Origin of the sequence: Gordonia sp. w5E2 (assembly GCF_036540975.1) — a bacterium.
Lineage (GTDB): Bacteria > Actinomycetota > Actinomycetes > Mycobacteriales > Mycobacteriaceae > Gordonia > Gordonia jacobaea.
In genome coordinates this window covers 223,966-250,051 of sequence record NZ_CP144213.1, presented here as the reverse complement: position 1 = coordinate 250,051, position 26,086 = coordinate 223,966, and the positions used below count along the sequence as shown (strand labels likewise).

The following is a 26,086-nucleotide window of genomic DNA, read 5'->3' as shown; positions in this document are numbered from 1 at the left end:
CTCAGTTCTCCTGTGGTTTGGCCAGCGGGAATGCCAACGATTCGCGTATCGACTGACCCGTGATCAACATGACCACACGGTCGACGCCGACGCCGAGACCACCGGTCGGCGGCATCGCGTATTCGAGTGCCTGCAGGAAGTCCTCGTCGAGCTCCATTGCCTCCGGATCACCGTCGGCAGCCAGAACCGATTGCGCGGTAAGCCTTTTGCGCTGTTCCACGGGATCGGTCAGCTCCGTGTACGCGGTACCGAGTTCGACGCCCCACGCCACCAGATCCCACCGCTCGGCGACCCCCGGCTCGCTGCGATGCGCCCGCGTGAGCGGCGAGACCGACGTCGGGAAATCGGTGTAGAACGTCGGGAAGGTGGTGCGGTCTTCGCCGAGATGCTCGTAGAGTTCCTGCACGATCGCGCCCGCGTCCCAGTCCGGACGGAACGCGATGTCGAGGCGCTTGCAGACCTCCCGCAGATGCTCCACCGACGTCTCCGGCGTGATCTCCTCGCCGGCACCGTCGGACACCACCCCGTAGACGGTCTTCACCGGCCACTGTCCGGAGATGTCGATTCGCTGCTCGTTGCCCTCGTCGTCGAAGCGCACGATCACCGGCTCACCGTAGGCGGCGATGGCCGCGAACTGGATCATCTCGCGCGTGAGATCGAGCATCTTCAGGTAATCACTGTGCGCCTCATAGGCTTCGAGGCTCGTGAACTCCGGATTGTGACTGAAGTCGACGCCCTCGTTGCGGAAGTTCCTGCCGATCTCGAACACCTTCTCCACGCCGCCGACGCACAACCGCTTGAGATACAACTCCGGCGCGATCCGCAGGTAGAGGTCGAGGTTGTAGGCGTTGATGTGAGTCGTGAACGGCGTCGCGTTCGCGCCACCGTGGATCTGCTGCAGAATCGGGGTTTCGACTTCGAGATAGCCACGGGCAGAGAGGAAGTCGCGCAGCGCCTTGACCACGACGCTCCGCGTGGCGAGCAACTGCCGCGAACGCGGATTGATCGCGAGGTCGACGTATCGTTGCCGCACACGGGCTTCCGGATCTGTCAGGCCCGCCCACTTGTCGGGCAGCGGACGCAGCGACTTTCCTATCATCGCCCAGCGGTCCACGAGCACCGACACCTCGCCCTTGCGGCTCGTGCCCATCTCACCGTGCACCTCGACCAGATCACCGAGGTCGACGTCGGACGCGAAATCCCTTGAGCCGGAATCGAGTCGCGATGCCTCGACCAGGATCTGCACCTGCCCCGACCAGTCATGGACGTCGGCGAAGACCACCTTGCCGAAGTCACGCAGCCGCGTGATGCGGCCGGCAATCGACACCGGCGTACCCGCAGGCGCGGCGACGGCCTCCGCGATCGAGTGCGACGGCGGATCGGCCGGCGGATACGGGTCGACGCCGTCGTCGATCATCCTGTCCAGCTTGGCAAGCCGCACCCTGACCTGTTCCGGACGATGCGCCGCGACCGCGTTCTGCGCCTCCGCCTCGGCGTCGAGTTCAGCGATCAACGCGTCGACATCGATGCCTGTGGGAATCGACGACTGTCCCGCGGTGTACTGCTGCTTGCGACCGAACCTGGGGAGCCTGACGAAGCCCTCGGTGACGACGGCCGCCAGACCGGCTCGCGCGAGGATGCGGGTGTCCTCGAAGCACAGGAATCGCGGCTGCCAGTCGGGAAGGTATTTCGCGTTTGACCGGTAGAGCGACTCCATCTGGAAGAACTTGGAGCCGAACATCAGCACGGCATAGCTCCCGCGCATGACGGGGCCCGCGCCGATCTCCTGGCCCTTCTCGAACACTGCGCGGAACGTCGCGAAGTTCAGGGAGATGTCGGTGATCCCGAAGTTCTCCGAGTCGCGGCACAGGTCGCTGACCATTGTCTCGACGACACCGTTGATGCCGCTGCGGTCGCGGCGCATCAGGTCGAGCGAGACCCCGCGCCGACCCCACGGAACAAATGACAGCATCCCGACGACCTTCTCGTCGGGCTCACCCTCATTCAGGACCGCCTCCACCAGCAGGCAGTCGCCGTCTGCGGGATCGCCGATGCGGGAGAGCGCCATCGCGAAGCCGCGCTCCTCCTCGGTGTCGCGCCAGGCGTCGGCTCGCGCGACCACGTCGACCATCTCGGTCGGCGGAATGTCGCGATGCCTGCGGATGCGGGTGGTGACGCCTGCACGTCGGGTTCGTGTGACCGCCTGGCGCACGCCCTTCATCGTCGGGCCGCTGATCGTGTACTGCCGTGTGTGCAGGATCGCCTCGTCGCCGATGTTCAGCGACGTGAATCCCGCGGCCTCGAATGCCGCCGCGCCCCGTTCGCTGGAACCCATCGCCGCGGGGTGCCACCCGTAGCGCTCGCACAGCACCAGGAACTCTGCGATCGCGTCGGGCCAGGACTCGGGGTCGCCGATCGGATCACCACCGGCAATCCCGACACCCAGCTCGACGCGGTAGGTGATCGCCGCGCGGCCGTCGCGCGAGAAGACGACCGCTTTGTCGCGTCGCGTCGAGAAGTAGGCCAGCGAGTCGTCGTCGTTGAATCTCGTAATCAGCGCCCGGATCAGCCGTTCGTCGGTCGCGGTCATCAGCGACTTGAGCCGCTGCGATCGGAACAGCACCGACGCCGCGACGATCAGCGCGAGTGCGCCGAATAGTCCCAGAGCACCATTGACCGGCGGATAGGTGTGGTGGCCGTCGAAGGTCCGCTGGTCGATCGCGGCGAACGCGACGACCCGGTTGAATGCGTAGGGCAGACGTTCGGAGCGTTCGAGGCTGCCCGGGAACAGCCACACCAACGCGAACCCGATACCGGTTGCCACCGCAAGTCCGACCACGAGCACCACGAGCGCGCGCAGCAGGGCGCCACGTCGAACCCGCGTATAGAACTGCCGATACGTGACAAGCAGGAAGACCAGCGCAGCGAGATCGATACCGAGGCCGATCACGATGTTCATCCGTTCGGTGTCGTCGACGTCGAAGTCGTCGGCGACCGGCTGCCACAGGAGCAGCGCGTTTCCTGCCATGAACAGCAGCAGGTAGATGACGCAGATCCACCACGCGATGCGTTTGCGGGCTGTCAGTGCGATGGCGACGAGCGCCAACACGAACGACCACGCGAAGCTCGTGTCGGGCATCGAGATGATGAAGTCGTCCACGTAGTCGCGCGGTACGTGAATCCAGTGCCGGAAGAACGGGAAGATGCTCGACAGCAACGCGATGGTCGCCATGATCCCGACGACGAGCCCTGCGATCTGTGGCGCGTGGCTTCCGAATCCGCGAGGGTGGCGGATGCGCTCGAGTAGATCGGCCGACCGGCGATCCGCCTCTGCGCGTTCCGACCGCTGCACCGCGACGTCGGGATCTGTGGGGGCACCCGGGTGTACGTGAGATGGGGACTCGACCGCCATGGATCAAAGGTAGTTCACCGGCGGTTCAACGGTGCGTACTGTTCGCCGGTCAGGCAGTATCTCAGACATGGACGACGACGCGTTCGATGTGCCAGTCCGGGAAGACGGAATCCGGCTCGGTCAGTTCCTGAAACTGGCCAATCTCATCGAGTCCGGGGCCGAGGCCAAGGAGGTCATCTCCGACGGTCTCGTCACCGTCAACGGAGATGTGGAAACACGACGAGGTAGGCAGTTGGCCGTCGGCGACGTGATCTCTCTGGGTGATGCATCGGCGCGGGTCACGGTTGAGTGACCAGCGGCCTGCTCACGCAGTCAGTCGCTTGAGTTCCGCCGGGGTGACGAGGCGCTCGGCCTCCGCGGGGAATCGCTGAGGTTCCCGACTGCGGCCGAGTCGGCCGCCGGAGATGGCACTCAGCATCGAGTGTCGACGGGGTGTTTGGAACGTTGCTGCCAGCTTCATGACGATACGTTTCCTGCGTCAGAATGGATACGATCTTTACTATCTTGTATTGCCGACTTCGTCGGCGCAACTCACCCTTACGTATCGATCGTCACACAGGATTCGTTACCAGCCAGAGACCGACGCGCCGTTCAGCCCAATCCGGCGAGGAACTGATGCGCCCAAGCCACGGCAGTCACGCCCGGCTTGACCTGGAAACTCCCGTAGTCGCCGTGTGAACCGGACTGCAGGAATCGGTTGAACTCGATGATCTGCTGCCGTGCGCGAGCGTTGCTGAGCTCGTTGACGACGTTCCCCGGCCCGCCCCTGGTGAGCAACTCGTTGACGATCGCGCCCGCCTCTGCCTGGTACTGACCGACCTGGCTCGGCGTTGGATCACTGGTCTCTGCGAGGTAGCCGATCACGCGCGTCACGTAGTAATCACGTGGCACGTTGCAGTAGAGGTCTTTGGGCGCGCAGATGGTGAAGGCGCGCGGCAGTACGTAGCCCATGCCGTGGAGGCGCGGCCCTCCGCTCCCCTGTCCGGTGAGGGGCGGACCGACCAGATTGTCCTTCGACGAGCGGCGGGGGTCTGCGATCAGGACAACGCCTGCGACCTGCTGCGGACGGATCTTCTCGCGGCCGGTACCGATCTCCGACGCGACATCGCCCGCGGCGTCGGCTCCCTGGCTGTACCCGGTGAGCGCGATCTTGGTGCCGGGACACCGCTTGAGCATGTCCAGGGCGAGCCCCTTGGTATTGGCTACGGCCTGCGCCTTCGACTTTCCGTAGATGGCGCTCTCCCATGGAAACGCCGTGGCGTCGTAGCCGACATAGGAGACCTTGGTGTCGGACCCGAGATTCGACGTGACCGCACCGAGCAGACCCGGGCCGTCAGACCACGTGCCGGGGATCGCCAGCACATACACCTTGGGGCACGGTCCCGGCGCCGCCGACGCCGAACCCGCCGTTGCGACAACGACGCCACACGCCGCCAACACCACCGCCACTGCCATCCCGAGAAGCCTGCGCACCGACCTGTACCTCCGCAACCACGTGTCCACGGCGAATCAGCCGCGGCCCGACCAAGAGAGTGTAGGCAGGGATCCACCCATCCGGCAGCGTCGTCTCACCGAACTCTCATAGAACCTTTGTCTACGGAACAGAGCTACCCGCCACATGAAGGAGGCCACGGTGGTCGACGTCTCGCGCACTTTCACTGTCCGACAGCCACGGGAGGTTATCGTCGCCTATCTGCGCGACTTCTCCCACGCGGAGCAGTGGGACCCGGGGACCGTCGAATGCACGCAGGAAGACGACGCCCCGATCGCACTCGGCACCCGTTGGCACAACAAGTCGAAGCTGTACGGGATCTCGACGGAGCTGACCTACGAGCTGACCCGCGACGACCCGGACCACGTCGTGTTCTCCGGCTCGAACAAGACCGCGACGACGTCTGACGACCTCTCGTTCACCGATCTCGGCGACGGAACGACGAGCGTCACCTACCGAGCGCTCGTCGACTTCCACCGCTTCAAGCTGATCGGCGAACCGCTCTTCGGCTTCATCTTCGGCCGCCTCGCCGACTCGGTGCCCACCCAGATGACGAGCGTGCTCGAGAAGCTCTGACCGCCCCACCCGCCGGTCGAGCTTGTCGAGACCACCCCGCCGGTCGAGCGCCCTCCGTCGCTGGTCGAGCCTGTCGAGACCACCCGCCGGCCGAGCGCCCCACCCGCCGGTCGAGCACCCTCTCGCTGGTCGAGCCTGTCGAGACCACCCCGCCGGCCGAACTGTCCCCGCCGGTCGAACTGTCCCCGCTGGTCGAGCTGCCCCCGCTGGTCGAGCTTGTCGAGACCACCCCAGCGGCAGCGGGTCAGCGCTGCGCGACCTGTGTCGGCACGATCGGTGCGGGAAGATCCGACGCCCCCGCGAGGTATCGGTCCGCTGCGGCGGCCGCCGAGCGACCCTCCGCGATGGCCCACACGATCAGCGACTGTCCGCGCCCGGCATCGCCCGCGACGTACACGCCCTCCTGCCCGATGGCAGCGAAGTCGTTGTCGCGCTTGATGTTGCCGCGCTGGTCGTATTCGACGCCCAGCTTGTCGAGCAGGTCGGCACGCTCGGGGCCGACGAAGCCCATGGCCAGCAGCACGAGATCGCATTCGAGCTCGAAGTCTGAGCCCTCGACCTTCTCGAATCGACCGTCACGCATCGCAACCTCGTGGGCCTTGAGCGCGGTGACCTTGCCGTTCTCGCCGGTGAACTGCTCGGTGTTGACCGAGAACACGCGCTCGCCGCCCTCTTCGTGGGCAGAGGACACGCGGTACATCAGCGGGTACGTCGGCCACGGGGTCTGCTCGGCGCGCTCGGTCGGCGGCTTGGGCATGATCTCGAACTGGTGCACAACCTCGGCACCCTGACGCAGCGACGTGCCGAGGCAGTCGGCGCCGGTGTCGCCACCGCCGATGATGACGACCTTCTTGCCCTTGGCGCTGATCTGCCCGTCGACGGTGTCGCCGAGCTGAATCCGGTTGGCCTGCGGCAGGAACTCCATTGCCTGGTGGATACCGTCGAGCTCACGTCCGGGGATCGGCAGATCGCGACCGATCGTCGAACCCATCGCGAGCACGACGGCGTCGAAGTCCTCGCGAAGCTGTGCGACGGTGATGTCGACGCCCACGTTGACGCCGGCACGGAAGACGGTGCCCTCGGCCCGCATCTGCTCGAGACGACGGTCGATGTGGCGCTTCTCCATCTTGAACTCGGGGATGCCGTAGCGCAGCAGTCCGCCGATGCGGTCGGCGCGCTCGTACACGTAGACCGTGTGGCCCGCGCGCGTGAGCTGTTGCGCCGCAGCGAGTCCCGCGGGACCCGAACCGACGACCGCAACCGATTTGCCCGTGCGCTCAGTCGGCAGCACAGGCTGCACCCAGCCGCTGTCGAAGGCGTTGTCGATCAACTCCACCTCGACCTGCTTGATGGTCACCGCGGGCTGGTTGATACCGAGCACGCACGACGCCTCGCACGGCGCCGGGCACAGACGACCCGTGAACTCCGGGAAGTTGTTGGTCGCATGCAGGCGCTCGATGCCTTCTTTCCACTGATCCCGGTAGACGAGGTCGTTCCACTCCGGGATCAGATTGCCCAGCGGACAACCGTTGTGGCAGAACGGGATACCGCAGTCCATGCAGCGGCTGGCCTGGGTCTGCAGCTCCGACTTGTCGAAGTCGTTGTAGACCTCTTTCCAGTCCATCAACCGCAGGTCGACCGGACGCCGCTCGGGCAGTTCACGCTCGGTGTGCTTGAGGAATCCTCTGGGGTCAGCCACGTGCGGCCTCCATGATCGCTTCGTTCACGTCTCGTCCGGACTTCTCTGCGGCGTCGATCGCGGCAAGCACACGCTTGAAATCGCGCGGCATGACCTTGGCGAACGCCTGCTGGGTGTTCTCCCAATCGGCGAGAATCGCTGCGGCGACCGGCGACGCCGTCTCGCCACGATGCTCACCGATGATGCCGGACAAGAACTCGATGTCTTCGTCGTCGAGTGGTTCGAGGTCGACGAGTTCGGGGTTCAGGTTGGTGCCCAGCTTGTTCTCCGGGTCGTACACGTAGGCGATGCCGCCCGACATACCGGCCGCGAAGTTGCGCCCGGTGTCGCCGAGCACCACCACGCGTCCGCCGGTCATGTACTCGCAGCCGTGATCGCCGACGCCCTCGACCACCGCGGTGGCACCCGAGTTGCGCACGCAGAAACGCTCTCCGACGACGCCCCGCAGGAAGATCTTTCCCTTGGTGGCGCCGAAGCCGATCACGTTTCCGGCGATGATGTTGTCTTCTGCGACAAAGCCTTCCGGCGTACCCGCCGGCGGGCGCACCACGATGCGTCCACCCGAGAGACCCTTGCCCACGAAGTCGTTGGCGTCGCCCTCGAGTCGAAGCGTGATGCCCTTCGGCACGAAGGCACCGAAGCTGTTGCCTGCAGAACCCTCGAAGTCGATGATGATCGTGCCCTCGGGAAGACCCTGTGCGCCATGCGTCTTGGTGACCTCATGGCCGAGCATCGTTCCGACGGTGCGGTTCACGTTGGTGATCTTCGACGTGAACGACACCCTGGTGCCGTGATCGATCGCCTCACGACTCTGCGCGATGAGTTGCTGGTCGAGCGCCTTCTCCAACCCGTGGTCCTGCACGCCGGAGCAGTACAGGTCCTGGTTCATGAACGGCGATTCGGGCGTCGACAAGATCGGCGACAGGTCGAGCTTGCCCGCCTTCGACGACTTCCAGTGTGCGAGCGCCTTTGTCGTGTCGAGCGCCTCGACGTGGCCCACAGCCTCCTGCAGGGTGCGGAACCCGAGGCGAGCGAGCAGTTCGCGTACCTCTTCGGCGATGAACATGAAGAAGTTCTCGACGAACTCCGGCTTGCCGGTGAAACGCTCACGCAGCAGCGGATTCTGGGTGGCGACGCCGACGGGGCAGGTGTCGAGATGGCAGACGCGCATCATGACGCAACCCGAGACGACGAGAGGCGCCGTCGCGAAGCCGAATTCCTCGGCTCCGAGCAGTGCACCGATGACCACGTCGCGTCCGGTCTTGAGCTGGCCGTCGACCTGCACCGAGATGCGGTCGCGAAGTCCGTTGAGCAGCAAGGTCTGCTGCGTCTCGGCGAGACCGATCTCCCAGGGGGCACCCGCATGCTTCAAGGATGTCAGCGGCGATGCACCGGTACCGCCGTCGTGGCCGGAGATCAGCACGACGTCGGCGTGTGCCTTCGACACACCCGCGGCGACCGTTCCGACGCCGAGCTCACTGACGAGCTTGACGTGTACGCGCGCTTGCGGATTGGCATTCTTCAGATCGTGGATCAGCTGGGCGAGATCCTCGATCGAGTAGATGTCGTGATGCGGTGGCGGCGAGATGAGGCCGACGCCCGGCGTCGAACCACGAACCTCGGCGACCCACGGATACACCTTGTGCGGCGGAAGCTGGCCGCCCTCACCGGGTTTCGCGCCCTGCGCCATCTTGATCTGGATGTCGGTGCAGTTGCTCAGGTAGTGCGAGGTGACACCGAAGCGTCCCGACGCGACCTGCTTGATCGCACTGCGACGCCAGTCACCGTTCTCGTCGTGATGGAAACGACGCGGATCCTCGCCGCCCTCACCGGAATTCGACCGTCCGCCGAGTCGGTTCATGGCGATGGCCAAGGTCTCGTGCGCCTCGGCCGAGATCGAACCGAAGCTCATCGCGCCGGTCGAGAAACGCTTGACGATCTCACTCGCGGGTTCGACCTTGTCGATCGGGATCGGATCACGATCGCCGAAGTTGAAGTCGAACAGTCCACGAAGAGTTGCCATTCGGGCCGACTGATCGTCGACCATCTTGGTGTATTCCTTGAACACCTTGTACTGACCGGTGCGCGTGGCGTGCTGAAGCTTGAACACGGTGTCCGGGTTGAACAGGTGGTATTCACCCTCGCGCCGCCACTGGTACTCGCCGCCGACCGGGAGCTCGCGGTGTGCGCGCTCGGACGGACGGTCGTTGAATGCCAAAGCATGTCGCGTTGCGACGTCGGCGGCGATCTCGTCGAGTCCGACACCTCCGAGCTGGCTGTTCATTCCACTGAAGAACTCGTCGACGGTGTCCTGGTCGAGACCGATCACCTGGAAGAGCTGGGCGCCGGTGTACGAGGCGACCGTGGAGATGCCCATCTTGCTCATCACCTTGAGCACGCCCTTGCCCGCGGCCTTGATGTAGTTGTTGCGGGCGGTCTCGAATTCGATGTCGCCGAGCACTCCGCGCTCGACCATGTCCTCGATCGATTCGAAGGCCATGTACGGATTGACCGCTGCCGCACCGAATCCCACCAACGTGGCGACGTGGTGGACCTCGCGGCAATCACCCGATTCGACGATCAGGCCGACACGGGTGCGCTTGCGCTCGCGGACCAGGTGGTGGTGAACCGCGGCTGTCAGCAGCAACGACGGAATCGGTGCGAGCGTCTCGTCGGATTCCCTGTCGCTGAGCACGACGAGGCTCACGCCGTCGTCGATGGCAGCACTGACCTTGGCGCGGATCTCGTCGAGCGCCTTGCGCAGCCCGGCACCACCCTCGGACACCGGGTAGAGCCCGTGGATCTGGATGCTGCGGAAGTCGGGAAGCGCGTCGTCCTCGTTGATCCGGACCAACTTGGCGAGGGTGTCGTTGTCGATCACCGGTGAGGGAAGCGAGATCTGGCGGCACGACTCCGGACCCGGATGCAGCAGATCGGCTTCGGACCCGATGGTTCCGCCGATGCTGGTGACGATCTCCTCGCGGATCGCGTCGAGCGGCGGGTTGGTCACCTGCGCGAAGAGCTGCTGGAAGTAGTCGAACAGCATCCGCGGACGCGCCGACAACACCGCGATCGGGGTATCGGTACCCATCGAGCCGATTGCCTCGGCTCCGGTCTTCGCCATCGGCGCGACCAGCAGGTTGAGCTCCTCGGTGGTGTAACCGAACACCAACTGCCGCAACGTGACCCGGTGATGGGACATGTGCTCGTGCGGCAATGCTTTGACGTGGTCGATGTGGACGAGACCCTTTTCGAGCCACTCCGCGTACGGATGCTCGGCGGCGAGCTCGTCCTTGATCTCCTCGTCGTCGACGATGCGGCCCGCCTCGGTGTCGACGAGGAACATGCGGCCCGGCTGCAGGCGAAGCTTCTGCACGACGTCGGCCTGGTCGATATCGAGCACGCCGACCTCGGAGGCCATCACGACGAGGCCGTCCTTGGTAACCCAGATTCGGCTGGGGCGCAGGCCATTTCGGTCGAGCACGGCGCCGACGACGGTGCCGTCGGTGAAGCAGACCGATGCCGGTCCGTCCCACGGCTCCATGAGTGACGCGTGGTACTCGTAGAACGCGCGGTGCTCCGGCTTCATCGCCTCTTGGCGTTCCCACGCCTCGGGGATCATCATCAGGACCGCGTGCGGCAGGCTGCGCCCACCGAGGTGCAGCATCTCGAGCACCTCGTCGAAGCGCGCGGTGTCCGACGCTCCGGGAGTACACACCGGGAAGATCTTCTGCGCTGCGCCGTCGCCGAACAGCGACGTGTCGATCAGCGCCTCACGGGCACGCATCCAGTTCTCGTTGCCGGTGACGGTGTTGATCTCACCGTTGTGCGCGACCCGGCGGAACGGATGCGCGAGCGGCCACGACGGGAAGGTGTTGGTCGAGAAGCGCGAGTGCACGAGGCCGAGCGCGCTCTCCACCGCCGAGTCCTGCAGGTCGAGGTAGAACTCCCGCAGCTGCGGGGTGGTGAGCATGCCCTTGTAGACGAAGGTCGTGCCCGACAGACTCGGGAAGTACACGGTCTCGCGGCCCGGGCCGTCGGCACCGGCACCCTTGTTGCCGAGTTCGTGCTGAACACGCTTGCGCACGACGAATGCCTTGCGCTCGAGCTCCATGCCCGACGCACCGGCGAGGAACACCTGACGGAAGGTCGGCATCGCGTCGCGCGCGAGGGCACCGAGTCCGTTCTCGTTGGTGGGTACCTCGCGCCAGCCGAGCACGGTCAGACCCTCGGACTCGATGATCTTCTCGACGCCCTCGGCGGCGGTCGCGGCGTCGTTCGAGCCCTGCGGCAGGAAGGCGATACCGGTCGCGTAGCTGCCCTCGGCGGGCAGTTCGAAGTCGACAACTTCACGCAGGAAGCGGTCGGGGACCTGGATCATGATTCCGGCACCGTCGCCGGTGTTCGGCTCTGCGCCCGCAGCACCACGGTGCTCCAGGTTGATCAGCGCGGTGATCGCCTTGTCCACGATGTCGCGGCTGCGACGACCATGCATATCGACTACAAACGCAACACCGCACGCGTCGTGTTCGTTGGCCGGGTCATAGAGCCCAATGGGGCCTGGAGCGTGCTTCATGTATTCGCCTCACTAGGTGCGCGACGTTGCGCAGAGCTGTCACCCGTTTCGTCGTTGACAGCAGTCCTTCCGAGCCAACAGAATCCACCCTCATCGTGGGCTGACCTGGGCTGATCCTGTGATCACTCGGTGGCTGCCTCGTGCCAGCGCCGTTGCTGGCGGGGGTGCGCCGACCCTGAGATCGCGCTGACACCCCACTGCTTCATGAGCATTGTCGAATATTTTCTCACGGGGAGTACCCAGTATTGAAATCCGGCTACCACATCGCCGCTGATTGCGCAGGTTACGTGCAACAAACGGGACGTCGAACGCCTATCCTGAGTCGGTGGAATCGCTGGTGACTGCTGTGGTGATCGACGACCATCCGTTCTTCCGGGATGGCATCTCTCGCGGACTCACCCAGAGTGGCCGCGTCCGTGTGGTGGGCGAGGCAGGCGACGGCACCTCGGGCCTCGAACTCATTCGTGCTGACCTGCCGGACGTGGCCGTCGTCGACTATCAGATGCCGGGACTGACCGGAGTCGACGTCGCGCACGCGGTGACCAGGGACGGACTGCGGACGCGGGTCCTTATTCTCTCCGCTGTCACCGACGCGCCCATCGTCTTCGCTGCGCTGGAGAAGGGTGCGGCGGGGTACCTGAGCAAGGAATCGAGCCGCGACGAGATCGTCGGAGCCGTCACGCGGGTTGCCAAGGGCGAGACGGTGGTCCCCGCGGAGTTGGCCGCAGGGCTCGTCGGTGAGATCAGGTCGCATGCGCGCAACGACGGCCCAGCGCTCAGTGAGCGTGAACGCCAGGTGCTCGAAGGCTTCGCCCGCGGCCTGTCGATCCCGCAGGTCGCAGGCGAGCTCTTCATCGGGGCGTCGACCGTCAAAACACATGCACAGCACTTGTACGAGAAGCTCGGCGTGTCCGACCGCGCTGCCGCCGTCGCCGAGGCGATGCGTCGCGGACTCCTCGAATGACTCGACCCTCATGGCCGCGGCGGCTGGGCTATGGGCGTCTGGGCTATGGGCGCTCGGGCAACCCGGATGGCCAGGCACCGCAGCTCGGCCTGACTGAGCTGATCGACGAGCCGCGCATCTCCGAGATCCTGATCGATCACGCACTTCTCGGCGTCCGAGTGCAGGTCGTGCTGCGCATGCTGCTCGCGATCTTCGTGCTGGCGACAGTGCTCCTCGATCCGCCGGCCGACGGCGCCGCGTTCTGCATCGTGGTCGCGGTGCTCTACGCCGTCTGGTGTCTCGCGGGTGTGCTGGCGGCCTCCCGAATACGGGTGGGCATGATCCGATTTGCTTGGCTCGCTTTGTTTGTCGACCTCGCGGTCCTCGTCGTGCTGATCGTCGTGGCGAGCCGTTCCGATCAGGTCAGTTGGACCTCGGATGTACTCGTCAACGGATTCGTCGCCATTCCGATGATCGCCGCGACGCAACTGCGGCCCAGAGTTTGTGCGCTCGTGGTGATCCCGACCGTCGTCGTCTACTTCCTCGCGAGCGCTCTGGCCCGTGTCCCCAACGGCGAACCGTGGTCGTTGATCGCCATGCGCACGCTTGTCGTCGCGATCCTCGCATTGGGCAGTGTGATGCTCTCGACCGTTCAGCGTTCACGGGTGTCGACGATCGGATCTCTTGCGGCACAACGTGCTCGGCTTCTCGACGAGACCGTCCGCATCGAGGAACGCGAACGTCGCGACCTCGCCGAGCACCTCCACGACGGCGCGTTGCAGTACGTGCTCGGCGCGCGGCAGGAACTCGATGCGGCGCGCGACGGCACAGATCCCGACGCTCTCGGACGGGTCGACACAGCGCTTCGGGAGGCTTCGAGGCTACTGCGCTCGACGCTGGGTGAACTCCATCCCGCCGTACTCGAACAGGGAGGACTCGCCGCTGCGGTCACCGACCTCGCGGCCTCGGTCGAACAGCGCTCCCCGCTGACGATCTCGGTCGACACCGTCGGCTGGCCGAGCGATCTGCGCACCACGTCCGATCCCATGCTGTTCGCAACCGCACGCGAGCTGCTGACCAACGTGGTCAAGCATGCCGACGCCCACGCTGTCGAACTGTCAGTCGAATTCGACGACGGCACAGCCCGTGTGGTTGTTGTCGACGACGGGCGCGGCGTCGACGAGTCGGCCCTCGATCGTCGCGTCGCCGAGGGACACATCGGACTTGTCTCACGTCGGGTACGCCTCGAGCAGCAGGGCGGCTCATTGACCGTCACCCGACGTCCCGGCGGTGGGACGGCCGCGATCGCCGAGGTCCCGGTGGCCGACGCCGGAGCGCGTGCTCAGTCGAACGTCGACCCGCGCTCGGAGCCGTAGCCCTGCCGGTCCGGACGCTCCGCGAGCCGACGGTCGAGGCCTATCGGCCAATCGAGCGCGACCTGTTCGTCCAGTGCCGCAAGACGTTCGACGATCGGCGGCTGTTGATCCGCGCTGCACTGTGCCGCGACGGTCTCGTAGAGCGCACGTAGTCGTCGATGCACCTGCGCCTGGCCGTGGCTGTGCCTGCGGATCTCGTCGGTGCCGATCGCGACATAGTCCGCCCATGTACGTCGATAGCCGCGCACCGCAGGCGAGCGTCGAACCGCGTCCGCGTGAACACGAGGCGCAAGCATCAGCAGCATGTCCTCGATGTGGTCGAGCGCCAACACCACGGTGCTCGGGTCATTGCCCGCGGTCGAGATCGCCTTGAGTGCAATGTCTGAAATAGCTTGCAGCGCAGCGACAGGACTCACCGACGGCTGGTGCATATCGCCGAAGAGCAAGCACCGCAACACTTTGTGCTCGGGCACCGGTCCGCCTCGCGGCGCGCCGACCACTGCGATCACGCCGACGTTGTGCGGCACGTTGTCGCCGACCATCACCAGCAGATCGAAACGCACACCCCATGCCGCCGCATAGCGTTCCAACATCGGCACGTTGACCGCGAGCAACACTCGACCCCGAGAACCTATCTCGCGCAACATGATCACGTGACGTGGCTCTTCGTCGAGTGCGGCGTCGGGCGTGGGCGCCACGTTCGGCACCTGGGTCTCGACCGACTCCTCCGGGTACAGCCGACGGATCGACGCACGACCGTCCGCAGCGATCCATCGCATCAACTGCGCAACGTTGAGTACCGCGCCGACCTTGCTGACCAGCGCGACGAACAGGATCGCCGACACCACCGTCAGGAAGGCCGCGATTGCCGTCGAGGCACCCGGAGTCCCGTCATCGGGGCCGGTCAATGCGAGATCCATCGCCACCATCACGCTGAACACGAATGTGGCAAGGAAGAAGCCGACAGACCAGCGCATCACCGGCTCGCGCTGCAGCATGGGGATGACGCGGACCGAGATCTGTGACGCCCCGAACTGCATCGCGAGCGTCACCGCGGTGAAAACGAGGCCCGTCAAAGTGGCTGTGGCCCCGGCGATCACGCCGAGCACGGTCGCCAAGGTCCCGGAGTCGACGTCGAGACCGAGGTTCTCGTCGATCGTGATGCACAGCAGCGCCGCGACGATCGCGAGCAACACGAGGATCACCGGCAGTCGCCAGGTGGGGACCACACGAAGCCGATGTCGCACCCGACGCCAACGCACGGCTGTCGCGGCTCTACTCGGAAGTGCGAGGCCACCCGGAACCGCCGCAACAACCTCGGGCACCGGGTCGGGCGGCAGGTCTGGGACACCGAATCGGCCCGCGAGTGCTTCCTGCACCACGATCTTCCACCGAATGAGCGGCTCCCGAAGCCGCTGTTCACGTCGGACCGCTTTGTCGTACTTGCCTTCTCGGCTGCGGTAGAACCAACGCGCCCACGGTGACGCCGGTCGCGCGATGCGAATGGCGCCGACAACAAGGAGAACCGGAAAGAACATACCGACCAGTCCGGTCCACAGCTTTCCCTTGGCGAGAGTGATCGCCGCCAACACGACATTCACCACGATGCCGAGCACGACAACGATCCGCGCCGTCACGTTCGGATCATCGCGGAACTCGTCGGCCGCAGACGTCAGGTCGAGTGGCCGAAAGCCCATCAGGAACAACGCGCCGATCGCGATGGCGACGAACACCGCGTCGACCGACGCCCGACCCTCCTTCTCCCAGTACACGTCTCGCAGATGCAGGATGAGCGCGAATTCATCGAGCACGAGGGCACAGCCGATTCCGAACAGGGCCGCGAGCACGCAGTCTGCGATAGGAGTGTCGAAGCGAGAGACCGCGACCAGCCCGAATCCCGACAACACCATGACGATCACGCCGAAGAACTCGTGGTGAAGGTGGAGTCCGCCCGGCGCGACATTGCCTGGCCACCAGCGCACTTCCGCACGAATCAGGCGAACGCTGATCCGGATGAAGATGAACGTCGCTATGAATGCGATCAAGAACAAGAACAGGGGAAGACGACCGGTCTCCACGATCGATCTGTGGAACCAGGTCATCTCAGTGCCCTCGGCCGGGCGCACACCGTGTCGATGGAGTGAGCCTACCGGCGAGCAGTCGGGAAGACGGCCGGATCAGCAACGACGACGAGGCCCGCGACCGGTGTGGTCGCGGACCTCGTCGTGCTTGAGTAGGTCGTGTGGGAGCAGGTCACGCAGCCGCGTGGCTCGCTGGTGTGATGATGCCGCTTCCGGTCGGGGTCGACGGCTGAGCAGGCGAGATGCTGCCCGTGGGCGTCGACGGCTGAGCAGGGGTCACGTTGTTGCCCGGCGTCGACGGTTGGGCGGGCGACACATTGTTACCCGGCTGCGACGGCACAGCAGGCGAGACATTGTTGGTCGGAGTCGACGGCACAGCAGGTGAGACGTTGTTGCCCGGCTGCGACGGCACGGCAGGTGACACGTTGTTACCCGGCTGCGACGGGACAGCGGGCGAAACGTCGTTACCCGGCTGCGATGGCACAGCGGGAGACACCGTGCCGGCGCCGTCCGACTGCGAGCCACCGCCACTCGTCGACGAGTTGCTGTAGGGCGACGTCGCGGCATGCGAGGTGCCGCTGTGGCCCATTGCCGTCACCCCGAGGCCGATTCCGATGGCCGCGATGATCAGTGCGAGTCCGGCGATCACGCCGACGATCACGTTCTTGCGCTTGGGAGCAGAGGCAGTGGCTGCACTGCCGGTGGCGCCGATGCTGGGGTCCTGTGTTGTGGTGAACATGGCTACTTCTCGATTTCCCGGTCTCGCGGCCGATCTGGTGTTTTTCTTTCGACACCAATGAGTTTCGGCCTGATTCCCGCGGGCTCACATCCACCGCAAGGCCGATTGGCCGGGTGATGAGCGCATCCACCGATCGGCGGATGCGGAGACCGGAGCTCGCCGAAAGTCATGCCCCTCCGATGACTTTCCGGACGACGTCGGGTCTGCCCTCCGTCGACCCGCCAACATCAGGAGCACGCCATGGGGATCATTCAGATCGAACTGTTCACCACACTCGACCTCGTCGGACAGTCTCCCGGCGGTCCCGACGAGGATCCCGACGGATTCGACTTCGGCGGCTGGCAGGTGCCGCTGCTCAACGAAACGTCGGGCGCTCAGGTCGTCGCCGCGTACGCCGACACCGACGCTCTGCTTCTGGGCCGACGGACCTACGACATCTTCGCCGACTACTGGCCACATCAGGACGACGAGTTCGGCGCCTTGTTCAACAGGATTCCGAAGTACGTTGCCTCGCGCGGTTCGGCCGCTCTGACATGGGATGGCTCAACACAACTCGGCCCCGACCTTCCGTCGGCGATCGGCGAGATCCGTGACCGACACCAGCACGTCACCGTCGTCGGCAGCCTCGATCTGGTCCAAACCCTCTTGTCCGAGCGACTCTTCGACCGCCTCGACCTCTGGGTCCACCCGATTCTCCTGGGCAGCGGCAAACGCATCTTCGATACCGGGACGGTGCCCGCGAATCTCAGACTCGTCGACCCTCCCGTCGCGAGTCCGAGTGGCACGGTGTTCCTGCGCTACGAACTCGCCGACGGCGTGCCGGCCACCGGCGACATGTCGCAGCTCTGACAACTCGACCGGGGCGGCCTGCTTGCGGCCACCCCGGTCGAGGAATCACTGACGTTGCGAAACGGCGTGGTTACGAACCGAAGCTCGGGAACTCGATCGAGCCGTTTCCGCCGGAGACCTTGAAGTTGGTCGTGCAGCCCTTGAACGTCACCTCGTCGACGTTGACCTTCGCATCAGCCGTGCCACCGGGCTGGCTGGAGATTCCGTACAGGTCGACGACAGCCTTCTTGCCGTCCGAGTTCGCGGCGGCGATGAGGGCGGACAGCGATGCGTTCTGCGCGGCCGGGATGTTGCCCAGCTTGCGGGTCGCCCACCACTGGTCCGACGACGTCGCGTCGGCCTTGCCCGCTCCGACAGGAGCTCCCCACACGAGCGTGGCGAATCCGCTCGACGTGCCGGTGTTCGCGCCCGTGATGCGGATCTGCCAGTTGGCATTGCCGTTCGACTTCTGGAAGGTGAGCGCGCTGCCGTTGAGATCGGCGAGCGGCAGTTGGCCCGCCGAGTGGTACGACGCCTGGCGCTTGGTCGATGCCGAGGTCGCGAACTCCAGCGAGCCGTCGTTGTCGGAGGCCACTCCAGCGGTGATCTTGCCTGCCTGACCTCTTTCGTCGGGCACGGTGTTGCCCCAACCGTTCGAGTTCGACGGGGTGGCGACCTTGGCGCAGTTGAACGCCGGTGCGGCCGATGCCGTACCCGGCAGTGCGAACGAGACGGCTCCGGCCGCGGCCGCGATGGCAACTGCACAACTGATCTTGCGGTTCATTCTTGTAAATCCTCTGTTCTAGCTTTGTGTCCCCGACCACATCGCCGATGACGACGTGAGAAAGCTAGCAGATCAAATGACCAACACTCACAGTGACCTCGCAGTTCGGACCCTTCGGGCGACTCGGACAGCTGCCCTCGCCGAAGAACAGACCGCTGTCAGACGCCGACCGCGGCGCCGGTCAGCGGTGGGTTCGCCGCGAGAACGGCATTTTCCTCATCACTGAAAGCCCTTGCACGAGAGAGGAATCGAACCCCTTCCGGCGCCTCGAGACTGAATCCGGCGCCGCGACCCTTCACGACGTCGAGGATCAACTGGGTGTGCTTCCACAACTCGAACTGGTCGCCGTTGATCCAGACCCGCACGTCGGGCAGGGGCTCGGGCAGTTCGATGGTTCCGACGAGGACGTCGCGCTGGCCGACCCGATAGTCACCGACGGGGTAACACATCGGCGCCGAACCGTCGCAGCATCCGCCGGACTGGTGAATCATGAGCCCGCCGTGCAGCTCCGACAACTTGGTCAGGAGCTGCACGGCGGCGTCTGTGGCGATCACACGATCAGGCACCGCTCCGTCCGCGGCCGCTGAGGCCGACGTCGACGGGGTTGATTCTGTACTGCTCATCGTTTACCTCTCACTGTGATCTGAACCACAGAGTAGTCGCTGTTCTGTTGCAGGCGCGTTGCACACGACGAACGCCGCCACACAACCTGAAAAAGGTTGCGTGGCGGCGTCGACGTGCCTGCCGTCAGGATCAGAAGAAGCCCTTGGCGTTCTGCGCGTAGCCGACCAGCAGGTTCTTGGTCTGCTGGTAGTGCTCGAGCATCATCAGGTGGGTCTCGCGGCCGATACCGGACTGCTTGTAGCCACCGAACGCGGCGTGTGCCGGGTAGTCGTGGTAGGTGTTCGTCCACACGCGTCCGGCCTGGATCTCGCGGCCTGCGCGGTAGGCGGTGGCACCGTCACGGCTCCACACGCCCGCGCCCAATCCGTAGAGGGTGTCGTTGGCGATGTGGATGGCGTCGGCGTAGTCCTTGAAGGTCGTGACGGCCAGCACCGGACCGAAGATCTCTTCCTGGAAGATGCGCATGTTGTTCTGTCCGGAGAAGACGGTCGGCTTGATGTAGTAGCCGCCCTCGAGGTCGCCACCGAGGTGAGCAGCCTCGCCACCGATGAGGACCTTGGCACCCTCGTCCCGGCCGATCGCGAGGTACGACTGGATCTTCTCGTACTGATCGTTCGACGCCTGCGCACCCATCATGGTCTCGGTGTCGAGGGGGTTGCCCTGCTTGATCTTCGAGACACGGTCGACGGCCTTCTCGATGAAGTCGTTGTAGATATCCTCCTGGATGAGCGCGCGACTCGGGCAGGTGCACACCTCGCCCTGGTTGAGCGCGAACATCGAAAAGCCCTCCAGCGCACGGTCGAAGAAGCCGTCGTCGGCAGCCATCACGTCGTTGAAGAAGATGTTGGGGCTCTTGCCGCCGAGTTCGAGGGTGACCGGGATCAGGTTCTCCGAGGCGTACTGCATGATCAGACGGCCGGTCGTGGTCTCACCGGTGAACGCGATCTTGCGGATGCGATTGCTCGACGCGAGCGGCTTGCCCGCCTCGACACCGAAGCCGTTGACCACGTTGATGACACCCGCGGGGAGGATGTCGGCGATCAGACTCATCACGTACAGGATCGACGCCGGGGTCTGCTCCGCAGGCTTGAGTACAACGGCGTTGCCCGCGGCGAGAGCGGGCGCGAGCTTCCACACAGCCATCAGGATCGGGAAGTTCCACGGGATGATCTGGCCGACGACGCCGAGCGGCTCGTGGAAGTGGTAGGCGACGGTGTCCTCGTCGACCTCCGAGATCGAGCCCTCCTGAGCACGCAGAGCGCCCGCGAAGTAGCGGAAGTGGTCAATTGCCAGCGGGATGTCTGCGGCGAGGGTCTCACGGACAGCCTTGCCGTTGTCCCAGGTCTCGGCGACGGCGATCTTTTCGAGGTTCTCCTCGAGGCGGTCTGCGATACGCAGCAGCACCAGCGCGCGCTCCGCGACAGCCGTCTTGCCCCATCCCGGAGCGGCCTTGTGCGCTGCGTCGAGCGCGAGGTCGATGTCCTCGGCGGTCGAGCGCGCGACCTCGCAGAAGGTCTTGCCGTCGACGGGCGACGGGTTCTCGAAGTACTGCCCCTTCACGGGCGGGACCCACTGTCCGCCGATCCAGTTGTCGTAGCGGGACTCGAAGGACATCACCGAGCCGTCGGTACCCGGCTTTGCGTAGACAGTCATTGTGTAGCTCCTCAGTGCCATTTTCTCGTTGCCACACAAGCCACTCGATAGGCCGTGTGTGATCTGTTGCACACACTAGGAGCAAAGTGGTTGCAGCCACGTTGCAGTCACGTTTGCAACGTTGCGGCGTCGCATCGTCGCAGTTCAGAGCACTGAATCAGAACGGCAGCTCGGCCACTGCCATGGCCTTCGTGACGTCTCCGGTAAGCGAGACATCTGCCGGATCGATGACGAGGCAGCGGTCGCTCTCCGAGAAATCGAGCTCGTCGAACTCCACCCAGAGGACGCTGGGTGCGGTGGTCAGCTCGAAGAAGTACCGCCGGTTGGTCAGGTCGGCGACCGTGCGGTACTCGGTGTTGTACAGACCGAAACCCTCGTACGGTGCGCCGAACGGAATCGAGACATTCCGCGCGATGGCCAGCACTCCCGCGACAGCCTCCCGAGCTCCGGTCGGATGCGGGAGGATCTTGGTGAAGTAACTCGCTCGTTGGAAACGCGCCACCGGATTGACATTGCCGTCGAGCGGAATCCGGTCATTGGGAGCCGAGAAGTCCTCCTGCTCCAGGAGTCTCAGCTGCTCTCGATACGGTGGCTCGTTGGTCAGGACCGTGTATCGACGATCACGGTGAACCCGAACGGTGCCGTCGAGTACCTCGACGATCGCGGAGTCTCCGGTGGCGTCCTCGATGGCGAGGTGGGTCTTGGCCTTGTGGCCCTCAGCGGACATCATGACGATCTGGACCTCGTCGAGCAGGTCCACCGCCTCGGCGACGGTAGCCGCCTGGTCGAGGAGATACTGAGTCCACAAATGCGCTCCCACTGCCGGCTTGCGCAGATCACGCTCACCGAAGTCAGCATTCTCCAAGTAGAGAAGGTGTGCGCCGAAGCCACGCTCATTCATGCCGTCCGCGGTTCCGACGCCGTAGATCGTCGTGACGACCGAACCGTACTTCGACGTCCAGCGAGCACCGTTCTCAGCGATCTCTTCCCCGCCTGCAAGCGCACCGTCGCGCGCGATTCCACGTGGCATCGCGGTGATCACCGGCATCGTGGTGTCGGGCCAATCCATGGTGCGCGCTACGACGTACGGCTCGCTCTTGTTCCACAGGATTCGTGTGCACATCGGTCAGCCCTCGGTAGCGAATCGCAGGAGCCCGGCAGCGGAGACACCGTCGGGTAGATCGTCGGACCGCACGCTCATCACACGGGCACCGGTACCCAGTGCGGCCCGCGCGATCTCCTCGAGGACATCGAGGTCGTCTGCAGGGTCGAGGACCAGCGCGCCGCCGATGTCGATGTGGCCGGCAACGTGGGCGTTCATGTCGATGATGACGGTGTCGACCTGCCCAAAGGTTGCCGCTCGGGCAAGTTCGGCCAGGTCGGTGACCGCTCTACCCGAATTGCGTCGTTCCTTGAAAGTGGTACGCAGCTCATCGAGGCTCGCTTCGTTGAGCTGGTCGAGCACGACCCTGGTTTCGGCGGCGATCTCGGCGTCGGTCATCTCGTCGGGATTTCCCCGCAGCGGAGCCGCGACGACGTGCCGGTATCCGCTCAGGTTGGTGAAGATCGCCGCGAGTGGCTGCGTCGCGGCCACGACAAGTGGCAGCGACGCAGCGTTCAGTGTCGGACGAATCGCATGGTCGACCGCACGCGCATACTGCGTCAGCCGCACCTTGCGGCCCTCGTCTCCGTGCAACCTGCCGTACGGAGACCGTCCACCGATCGAGCGCAGACCCACTGCCTTCTCGGCGCTGCGCGGCATGTCGGACACGGTCACCTCCCTCGGCGGCTCGTCAGCCGAGATCTCGATCAGCCGGGCGCCGTTCTGCGACAGCGCGAGTGTGTAAGCGTCGTTCGGAAAGGTCGTCGCACGCAGTAGCGGAGTGATGGTGAACCGGTCGGCCAGAGTCGCATAGGACTCGAAGGAGTTGGGGAGCCGGAACTCGACTATGCCCTTCGACGAGACGAAGATCGCGAGGCTCCGACCGAGATGTTCCCAGAACTCGTCGTCGTCGAGCAGGGTGTTCATCATTTCTTCGATCGGCCAGACATCTCGCTTATCGGCACGCCCGTACATCTCGAGCAGCACCGGCTCCCAGAGACCGCGCGCGGCCAAGCGGTTGGAATCGGCGTCGATGCCGCCCGGGGTAGTGGGAACGTAGAGCGTTGCGCTGAGTGGGTCGCGTGCCGCCGCAAGGTGCTCGATGTCGTGGGGCGTGGGCATATCGAGATGCATGAGGACCAACTCCGGGAGAAGTAGACGATGGCAATGCGTGCGCGCCCGAGCAACGACCGGCGACGCACGCCCAGCAGAACGTTAGTGCGACAGCGATCGACTCCGGTATCCCCGCTTCTAGGGGATCGCGACCATTCACCCAACCGACGAGCTGAGAACCCGCCTCTCCCGTCAGATACGGGAGAGGATCTTTCCGCAGTCTGCGAGGACGATCTGCTCGACTCCGCTCGCGGTGGGCATGACCACGGTTGCCGCGGCAGCGCGCCCATCCGGCAACACCCGGATCGTCACCTTCCCGGACTCAACAGATGCGATCAATCGCGCCAGGCTGATCGCCAGATCGTCGGAGATCGCATCCCCGTCGGTGTTCGGCTCGCCAAGCAGCACGACCGCGACGTCACGTTCTCGCAGCCGCTCGATCTGGTCGATCAGCAGGCGATTGTGCGCTCGTGGAACCCTGATCCTGTCGCGTAGCGCCGCTTCCAGTCTCACGATGTCGTTGCGAAAGCGCTCATCGATCTCGTCGCCCGCGGCGAGTCGAGTCAGGATGGGCTCGACAACAGTCCTGATCTCACTGAGGTCCTTCCGGGAATCGTGCGCCGCTCGAGCGAGCGCATCCTCGAATATCCGCTCGGATTGACTGCGATGCATCCGTTCGCGACGGACAATCGACCGCAGTACCAGCCTCCAGACGACGGCTGCCATGACGCATCCGATGGGAATGCCCAGTGCATCGGCAAGCTGGTGCTGAGAAAGGTCGTGAAGTGCTGACCACGCGATGATGCAGCCGATGAACAACGCGCTGCCCAGTGCACCGATTCGCGGGTTGCCACGCGGTATCAGGAAGGCGACGAGGTACGCGCCGAACGTCAGGCCCCACGTCTCCCCGGACAGCGGCGAGGCGGCGAGAGAGGTCATGCCGACGAGCAATGCGATCGGCACCAACGCGAGCGCTGGACCGGGACGCAGTGGCCCCGGTGTCGGGGTGGTCAGTAGCAGAGCACCTACCAGTGCAGCGGCGAAGACGACGAGAGTCTTGGCATCGAACACAGAGTCGGGTGAGTCGATTACGACAAGTGCGACCCCGGTGGACCACAGGAGCAGAAAACTCCATCTCGCAGGCCACGTGGCAAGCCCACCCGCGCGGGTGCTGCCGGTCGTCAGGTTGGGCATCGCAAGACCACCTCCGTACCGGCGTTCGGCGCGGACCTGATGGTTGCGGTTCCACCAAGTCGATTCATGCGCCCGGCAATACTCTCGGTCAGACCGAAGCCGGCGGCCTGCCCATCAGGATCGAACCCACACCCGTCGTCGCGGATCGCCATGCGCACGCGGGCATCGGAGATGGCGACAAGAACTTCGCGACGCGCCGACGGCCCCGCGTGACGCACGCTGTTACGTACTGCCTCGAGAGCGGCGCGCGCAGTCTCCTCTGCGACGTCGAGAGCGACGGCGTCCGCCTCTATCCGTGTGGCGATAGCGATCTCCGGATCGGCACGTTTCAGCGCTCGCGACAGTCGTCCCATGGCTTCGTGGGTATCGATCCGACCCGCGATGACCGGTCTGTCGTCGGCGAGCGCCTCGTCGAGAATGCACTTGGCCTGGTGCGCCTGTTCGCGCAGGACGGGTGGTGGCGAATCACCGACGAGAAGGGCAGCCGACAAGGTGGACAGGATTTCGTCGTGCACAAGCCTGGTCATCTCGGCGCGCTTCTCCGACGTCGCGGCAGCGTCGAATGCGCGGCGACGTTGTCGTCGAACCTCCGACTCGGCACGACTGAGCCGTTCGAGCTGTGTGCTCAGCCCGATGAACACCACCACGTACACCAGGTTTCCAAGCGCATCGAAGGTGCTGTGGGCGATCCCGTGCGGGATGGCACCGAACACGACGAAGGAGCTCAGCGCGGGCGTGGCCGACACGAACAGCGCGGCGACCACAGCATATGCAGGGCGCACAACAAGCGGCAGAAGTGTGATGACCGCCGGCTCAACAGTCCAGAGCCACGGGACCGCGGTAGCGCGTTCAGTCCCGAAGTAGGCAACGCACCAAGAAGCTTGAAGCGCCCAGAACAATGCCGGAACCACACGCCAAGCGATCCACAGCACCGACGGCGCAAGCATCCTGCCGAAGCAGGCGAGAATCACCACACACCCGCATACGACGAGTCCGCCGAAGTTCCACCACGTCGCGACCTCGGCGGCATCCGAGTAGACGAAGACAGTTTGATCGAGCAGCAGAATGACGCCACCAATGGCGATCAACCATCCCAGCGTCCGATTCGTCTGTGTGATCGTCAGCCCTTCAGGCTGCAGAAATGCGGCGTTCAGGGCATCCGTCAGATCTGCGGTATCGGCGCGACGATCCCGTCCTCCAACGCCCGCTGATAGAGGTCGATCTTGGTGGGAGCCGGACGTTTCGCCGCGGCGTACTTCACCCGGATTCGACGTATATGGTCCAGGACGGTCTCCCGAGAAATGAACAACAACTGCGCAACGCGCACAGCGGTTTCACCGGCCGCGTAGTGACCGAGGATCTCGGCTTCACGTGGAGAAAGCTGAACGGGAACGAACTGCGGGTCGCTCTCGATCGCAGCCGCCCAGTCTGCCGATGCCGCGACTTCTCCCCGCACCACGAGGCGAACGGCCTCGACGATCTCGCCGGGCTCCTCCGACTTGCGCACCATCCCCGCGGCACCGGCTCGCGCAGCCTCACGTACCAGCGCAGGGCGGTCCCCCGACGTGTAGACGAGCACCGGGACATTCAGCGAACCGAGCGAGGCGATGTTCTCGGTGGGAGTCGAGCCATCGGCAAGCAGTAGGTCGAGCATCACTCCGTCAAAGGACTGACCGGTGGCGATCAGTTCGCTTACCGAGGCGGCGGTTGCAACAACGTGCATATCCGGCTCGTGATTCACGATCGTCGCCACGCCGACCATCACCGCTGGGTGATCGTCGACGATCCCGATCCGTGCTTGCGCGGTCACTTCGCTGGTCCCTGTGCTCATGTTCTCGGGGATCAACGATAGCGGATCTACTGTGATCAGGCGCGTCGAATTTGCGCTTGACCA

The 26,086-nt window shown here is 64.9% G+C and carries 20 protein-coding genes; 5 read left to right on the top strand and 15 right to left on the bottom strand.

From position 1 onward, the window contains the following. Position 1 precedes the first annotated feature (1 nt). Entirely contained in the window at positions 2-3,412 is a 3,411-nt protein-coding gene (lysX, locus tag RND64_RS01035) for a bifunctional lysylphosphatidylglycerol synthetase/lysine--tRNA ligase LysX (RefSeq protein WP_331436373.1), read from the bottom strand. A 67-nt stretch (positions 3,413-3,479) separates the two neighbouring features. Between lysX and RND64_RS01030 the strand changes: the two genes are divergently transcribed. Next, positions 3,480-3,704 carry an RNA-binding S4 domain-containing protein gene (locus RND64_RS01030; RefSeq protein ID WP_331436372.1) on the top strand — a complete coding sequence of 75 codons (225 nt, stop codon included), beginning with the start codon at positions 3,480-3,482 and terminating at the stop codon, positions 3,702-3,704. Between the two features lie 12 nt (positions 3,705-3,716). On the opposite strand, the gene RND64_RS01025 is transcribed toward RND64_RS01030, so the two are convergent. After that, a complete protein-coding gene (locus RND64_RS01025; protein ID WP_331436371.1) occupies positions 3,717-3,872 on the bottom strand; it encodes a hypothetical protein in 156 nt (51 codons plus the stop codon). A 131-nt stretch (positions 3,873-4,003) separates the two neighbouring features. Next, positions 4,004-4,867: a cutinase family protein gene (locus RND64_RS01020; protein WP_270485103.1), complete on the bottom strand. Its 864-nt coding sequence runs from the start codon at positions 4,865-4,867 to the stop codon at positions 4,004-4,006. Positions 4,868-5,045: 178 nt separating this feature from the next. On the opposite strand from RND64_RS01020, the gene RND64_RS01015 reads away from it, so the two are divergent. Further along, positions 5,046-5,480: an SRPBCC family protein gene (locus RND64_RS01015; RefSeq protein WP_331436642.1), complete on the top strand. Its 435-nt coding sequence runs from the start codon at positions 5,046-5,048 to the stop codon at positions 5,478-5,480. A 244-nt stretch (positions 5,481-5,724) separates the two neighbouring features. Here RND64_RS01015 and RND64_RS01010 read toward each other — a convergent pair whose 3' ends face one another. After that, on the bottom strand, positions 5,725-7,179 hold the full coding sequence (locus tag RND64_RS01010; RefSeq protein WP_270485109.1) for a glutamate synthase subunit beta: 1,455 nt from the start codon (positions 7,177-7,179) through the stop codon (positions 5,725-5,727). Further along, positions 7,172-11,755: a glutamate synthase large subunit gene (gene gltB / locus RND64_RS01005; RefSeq protein WP_331436370.1), complete on the bottom strand. Its 4,584-nt coding sequence runs from the start codon at positions 11,753-11,755 to the stop codon at positions 7,172-7,174. The genes RND64_RS01010 and gltB overlap by 8 nt, the downstream gene beginning before the upstream one ends. 325 nt (positions 11,756-12,080) lie before the next feature. Here gltB and RND64_RS01000 point away from each other — a divergent pair, with 325 nt between their 5' ends. Next, positions 12,081-12,719 (top strand): response regulator transcription factor, encoded by a 639-nt coding sequence (locus RND64_RS01000; protein WP_331436369.1) that lies wholly within the window; start codon positions 12,081-12,083, stop codon positions 12,717-12,719. Then, positions 12,716-14,074, top strand: coding sequence for a sensor histidine kinase (locus RND64_RS00995; protein WP_331436368.1), 1,359 nt, complete (start codon positions 12,716-12,718; stop codon positions 14,072-14,074). The genes RND64_RS01000 and RND64_RS00995 overlap by 4 nt, the downstream gene beginning before the upstream one ends. On the opposite strand, the gene RND64_RS00990 is transcribed toward RND64_RS00995, so the two are convergent. After that, entirely contained in the window at positions 14,041-16,176 is a 2,136-nt protein-coding gene (locus tag RND64_RS00990; RefSeq protein WP_331436367.1) for a DUF2254 family protein, read from the bottom strand. The genes RND64_RS00995 and RND64_RS00990 overlap by 34 nt on opposite strands. Before the next feature lie 151 nt (positions 16,177-16,327). Next, complete coding sequence (locus RND64_RS00985; RefSeq protein ID WP_270485122.1) at positions 16,328-16,894, bottom strand: hypothetical protein; 567 nt, start codon at positions 16,892-16,894, stop codon at positions 16,328-16,330. Between the two features lie 240 nt (positions 16,895-17,134). Here RND64_RS00985 and RND64_RS00980 point away from each other — a divergent pair, with 240 nt between their 5' ends. After that, the gene (locus tag RND64_RS00980) at positions 17,135-17,743 is read left to right on the top strand and encodes a dihydrofolate reductase family protein (protein WP_331436366.1); all 609 of its coding nucleotides are present in this window, start codon (positions 17,135-17,137) and stop codon (positions 17,741-17,743) included. A gap of 70 nt (positions 17,744-17,813) precedes the next feature. Here RND64_RS00980 and RND64_RS00975 read toward each other — a convergent pair whose 3' ends face one another. The 8 genes from RND64_RS00975 to RND64_RS00940 all read right to left on the bottom strand — a co-directional run bounded on the left by RND64_RS00975 (position 17,814) and on the right by RND64_RS00940 (position 26,023). Then, positions 17,814-18,506, bottom strand: a complete 693-nt coding sequence (locus tag RND64_RS00975) for a hypothetical protein (protein ID WP_331436365.1) — start codon at positions 18,504-18,506, stop codon at positions 17,814-17,816. A 158-nt stretch (positions 18,507-18,664) separates the two neighbouring features. Continuing rightward, positions 18,665-19,129 (bottom strand): DUF779 domain-containing protein, encoded by a 465-nt coding sequence (locus RND64_RS00970; protein ID WP_049700261.1) that lies wholly within the window; start codon positions 19,127-19,129, stop codon positions 18,665-18,667. Between the two features lie 130 nt (positions 19,130-19,259). After that, positions 19,260-20,783: an acetaldehyde dehydrogenase ExaC gene (gene exaC / locus RND64_RS00965; protein WP_049700262.1), complete on the bottom strand. Its 1,524-nt coding sequence runs from the start codon at positions 20,781-20,783 to the stop codon at positions 19,260-19,262. Positions 20,784-20,940: 157 nt separating this feature from the next. After that, positions 20,941-21,906: a linear amide C-N hydrolase gene (locus tag RND64_RS00960; RefSeq protein ID WP_049700263.1), complete on the bottom strand. Its 966-nt coding sequence runs from the start codon at positions 21,904-21,906 to the stop codon at positions 20,941-20,943. Between the two features lie 3 nt (positions 21,907-21,909). Beyond that, positions 21,910-23,007 (bottom strand): baeRF11 domain-containing protein, encoded by a 1,098-nt coding sequence (locus tag RND64_RS00955; protein WP_152930130.1) that lies wholly within the window; start codon positions 23,005-23,007, stop codon positions 21,910-21,912. A 183-nt stretch (positions 23,008-23,190) separates the two neighbouring features. Next, positions 23,191-24,192, bottom strand: coding sequence for a hypothetical protein (locus tag RND64_RS00950; RefSeq protein WP_331436364.1), 1,002 nt, complete (start codon positions 24,190-24,192; stop codon positions 23,191-23,193). Continuing rightward, the gene (locus RND64_RS00945; protein WP_331436363.1) at positions 24,180-25,280 is read right to left on the bottom strand and encodes a sensor histidine kinase; all 1,101 of its coding nucleotides are present in this window, start codon (positions 25,278-25,280) and stop codon (positions 24,180-24,182) included. The genes RND64_RS00950 and RND64_RS00945 overlap by 13 nt, the downstream gene beginning before the upstream one ends. Positions 25,281-25,354: 74 nt before the next feature. Continuing rightward, the gene (locus tag RND64_RS00940; RefSeq protein ID WP_270485136.1) at positions 25,355-26,023 is read right to left on the bottom strand and encodes a response regulator transcription factor; all 669 of its coding nucleotides are present in this window, start codon (positions 26,021-26,023) and stop codon (positions 25,355-25,357) included. Positions 26,024-26,086: the final 63 nt, after the last annotated feature.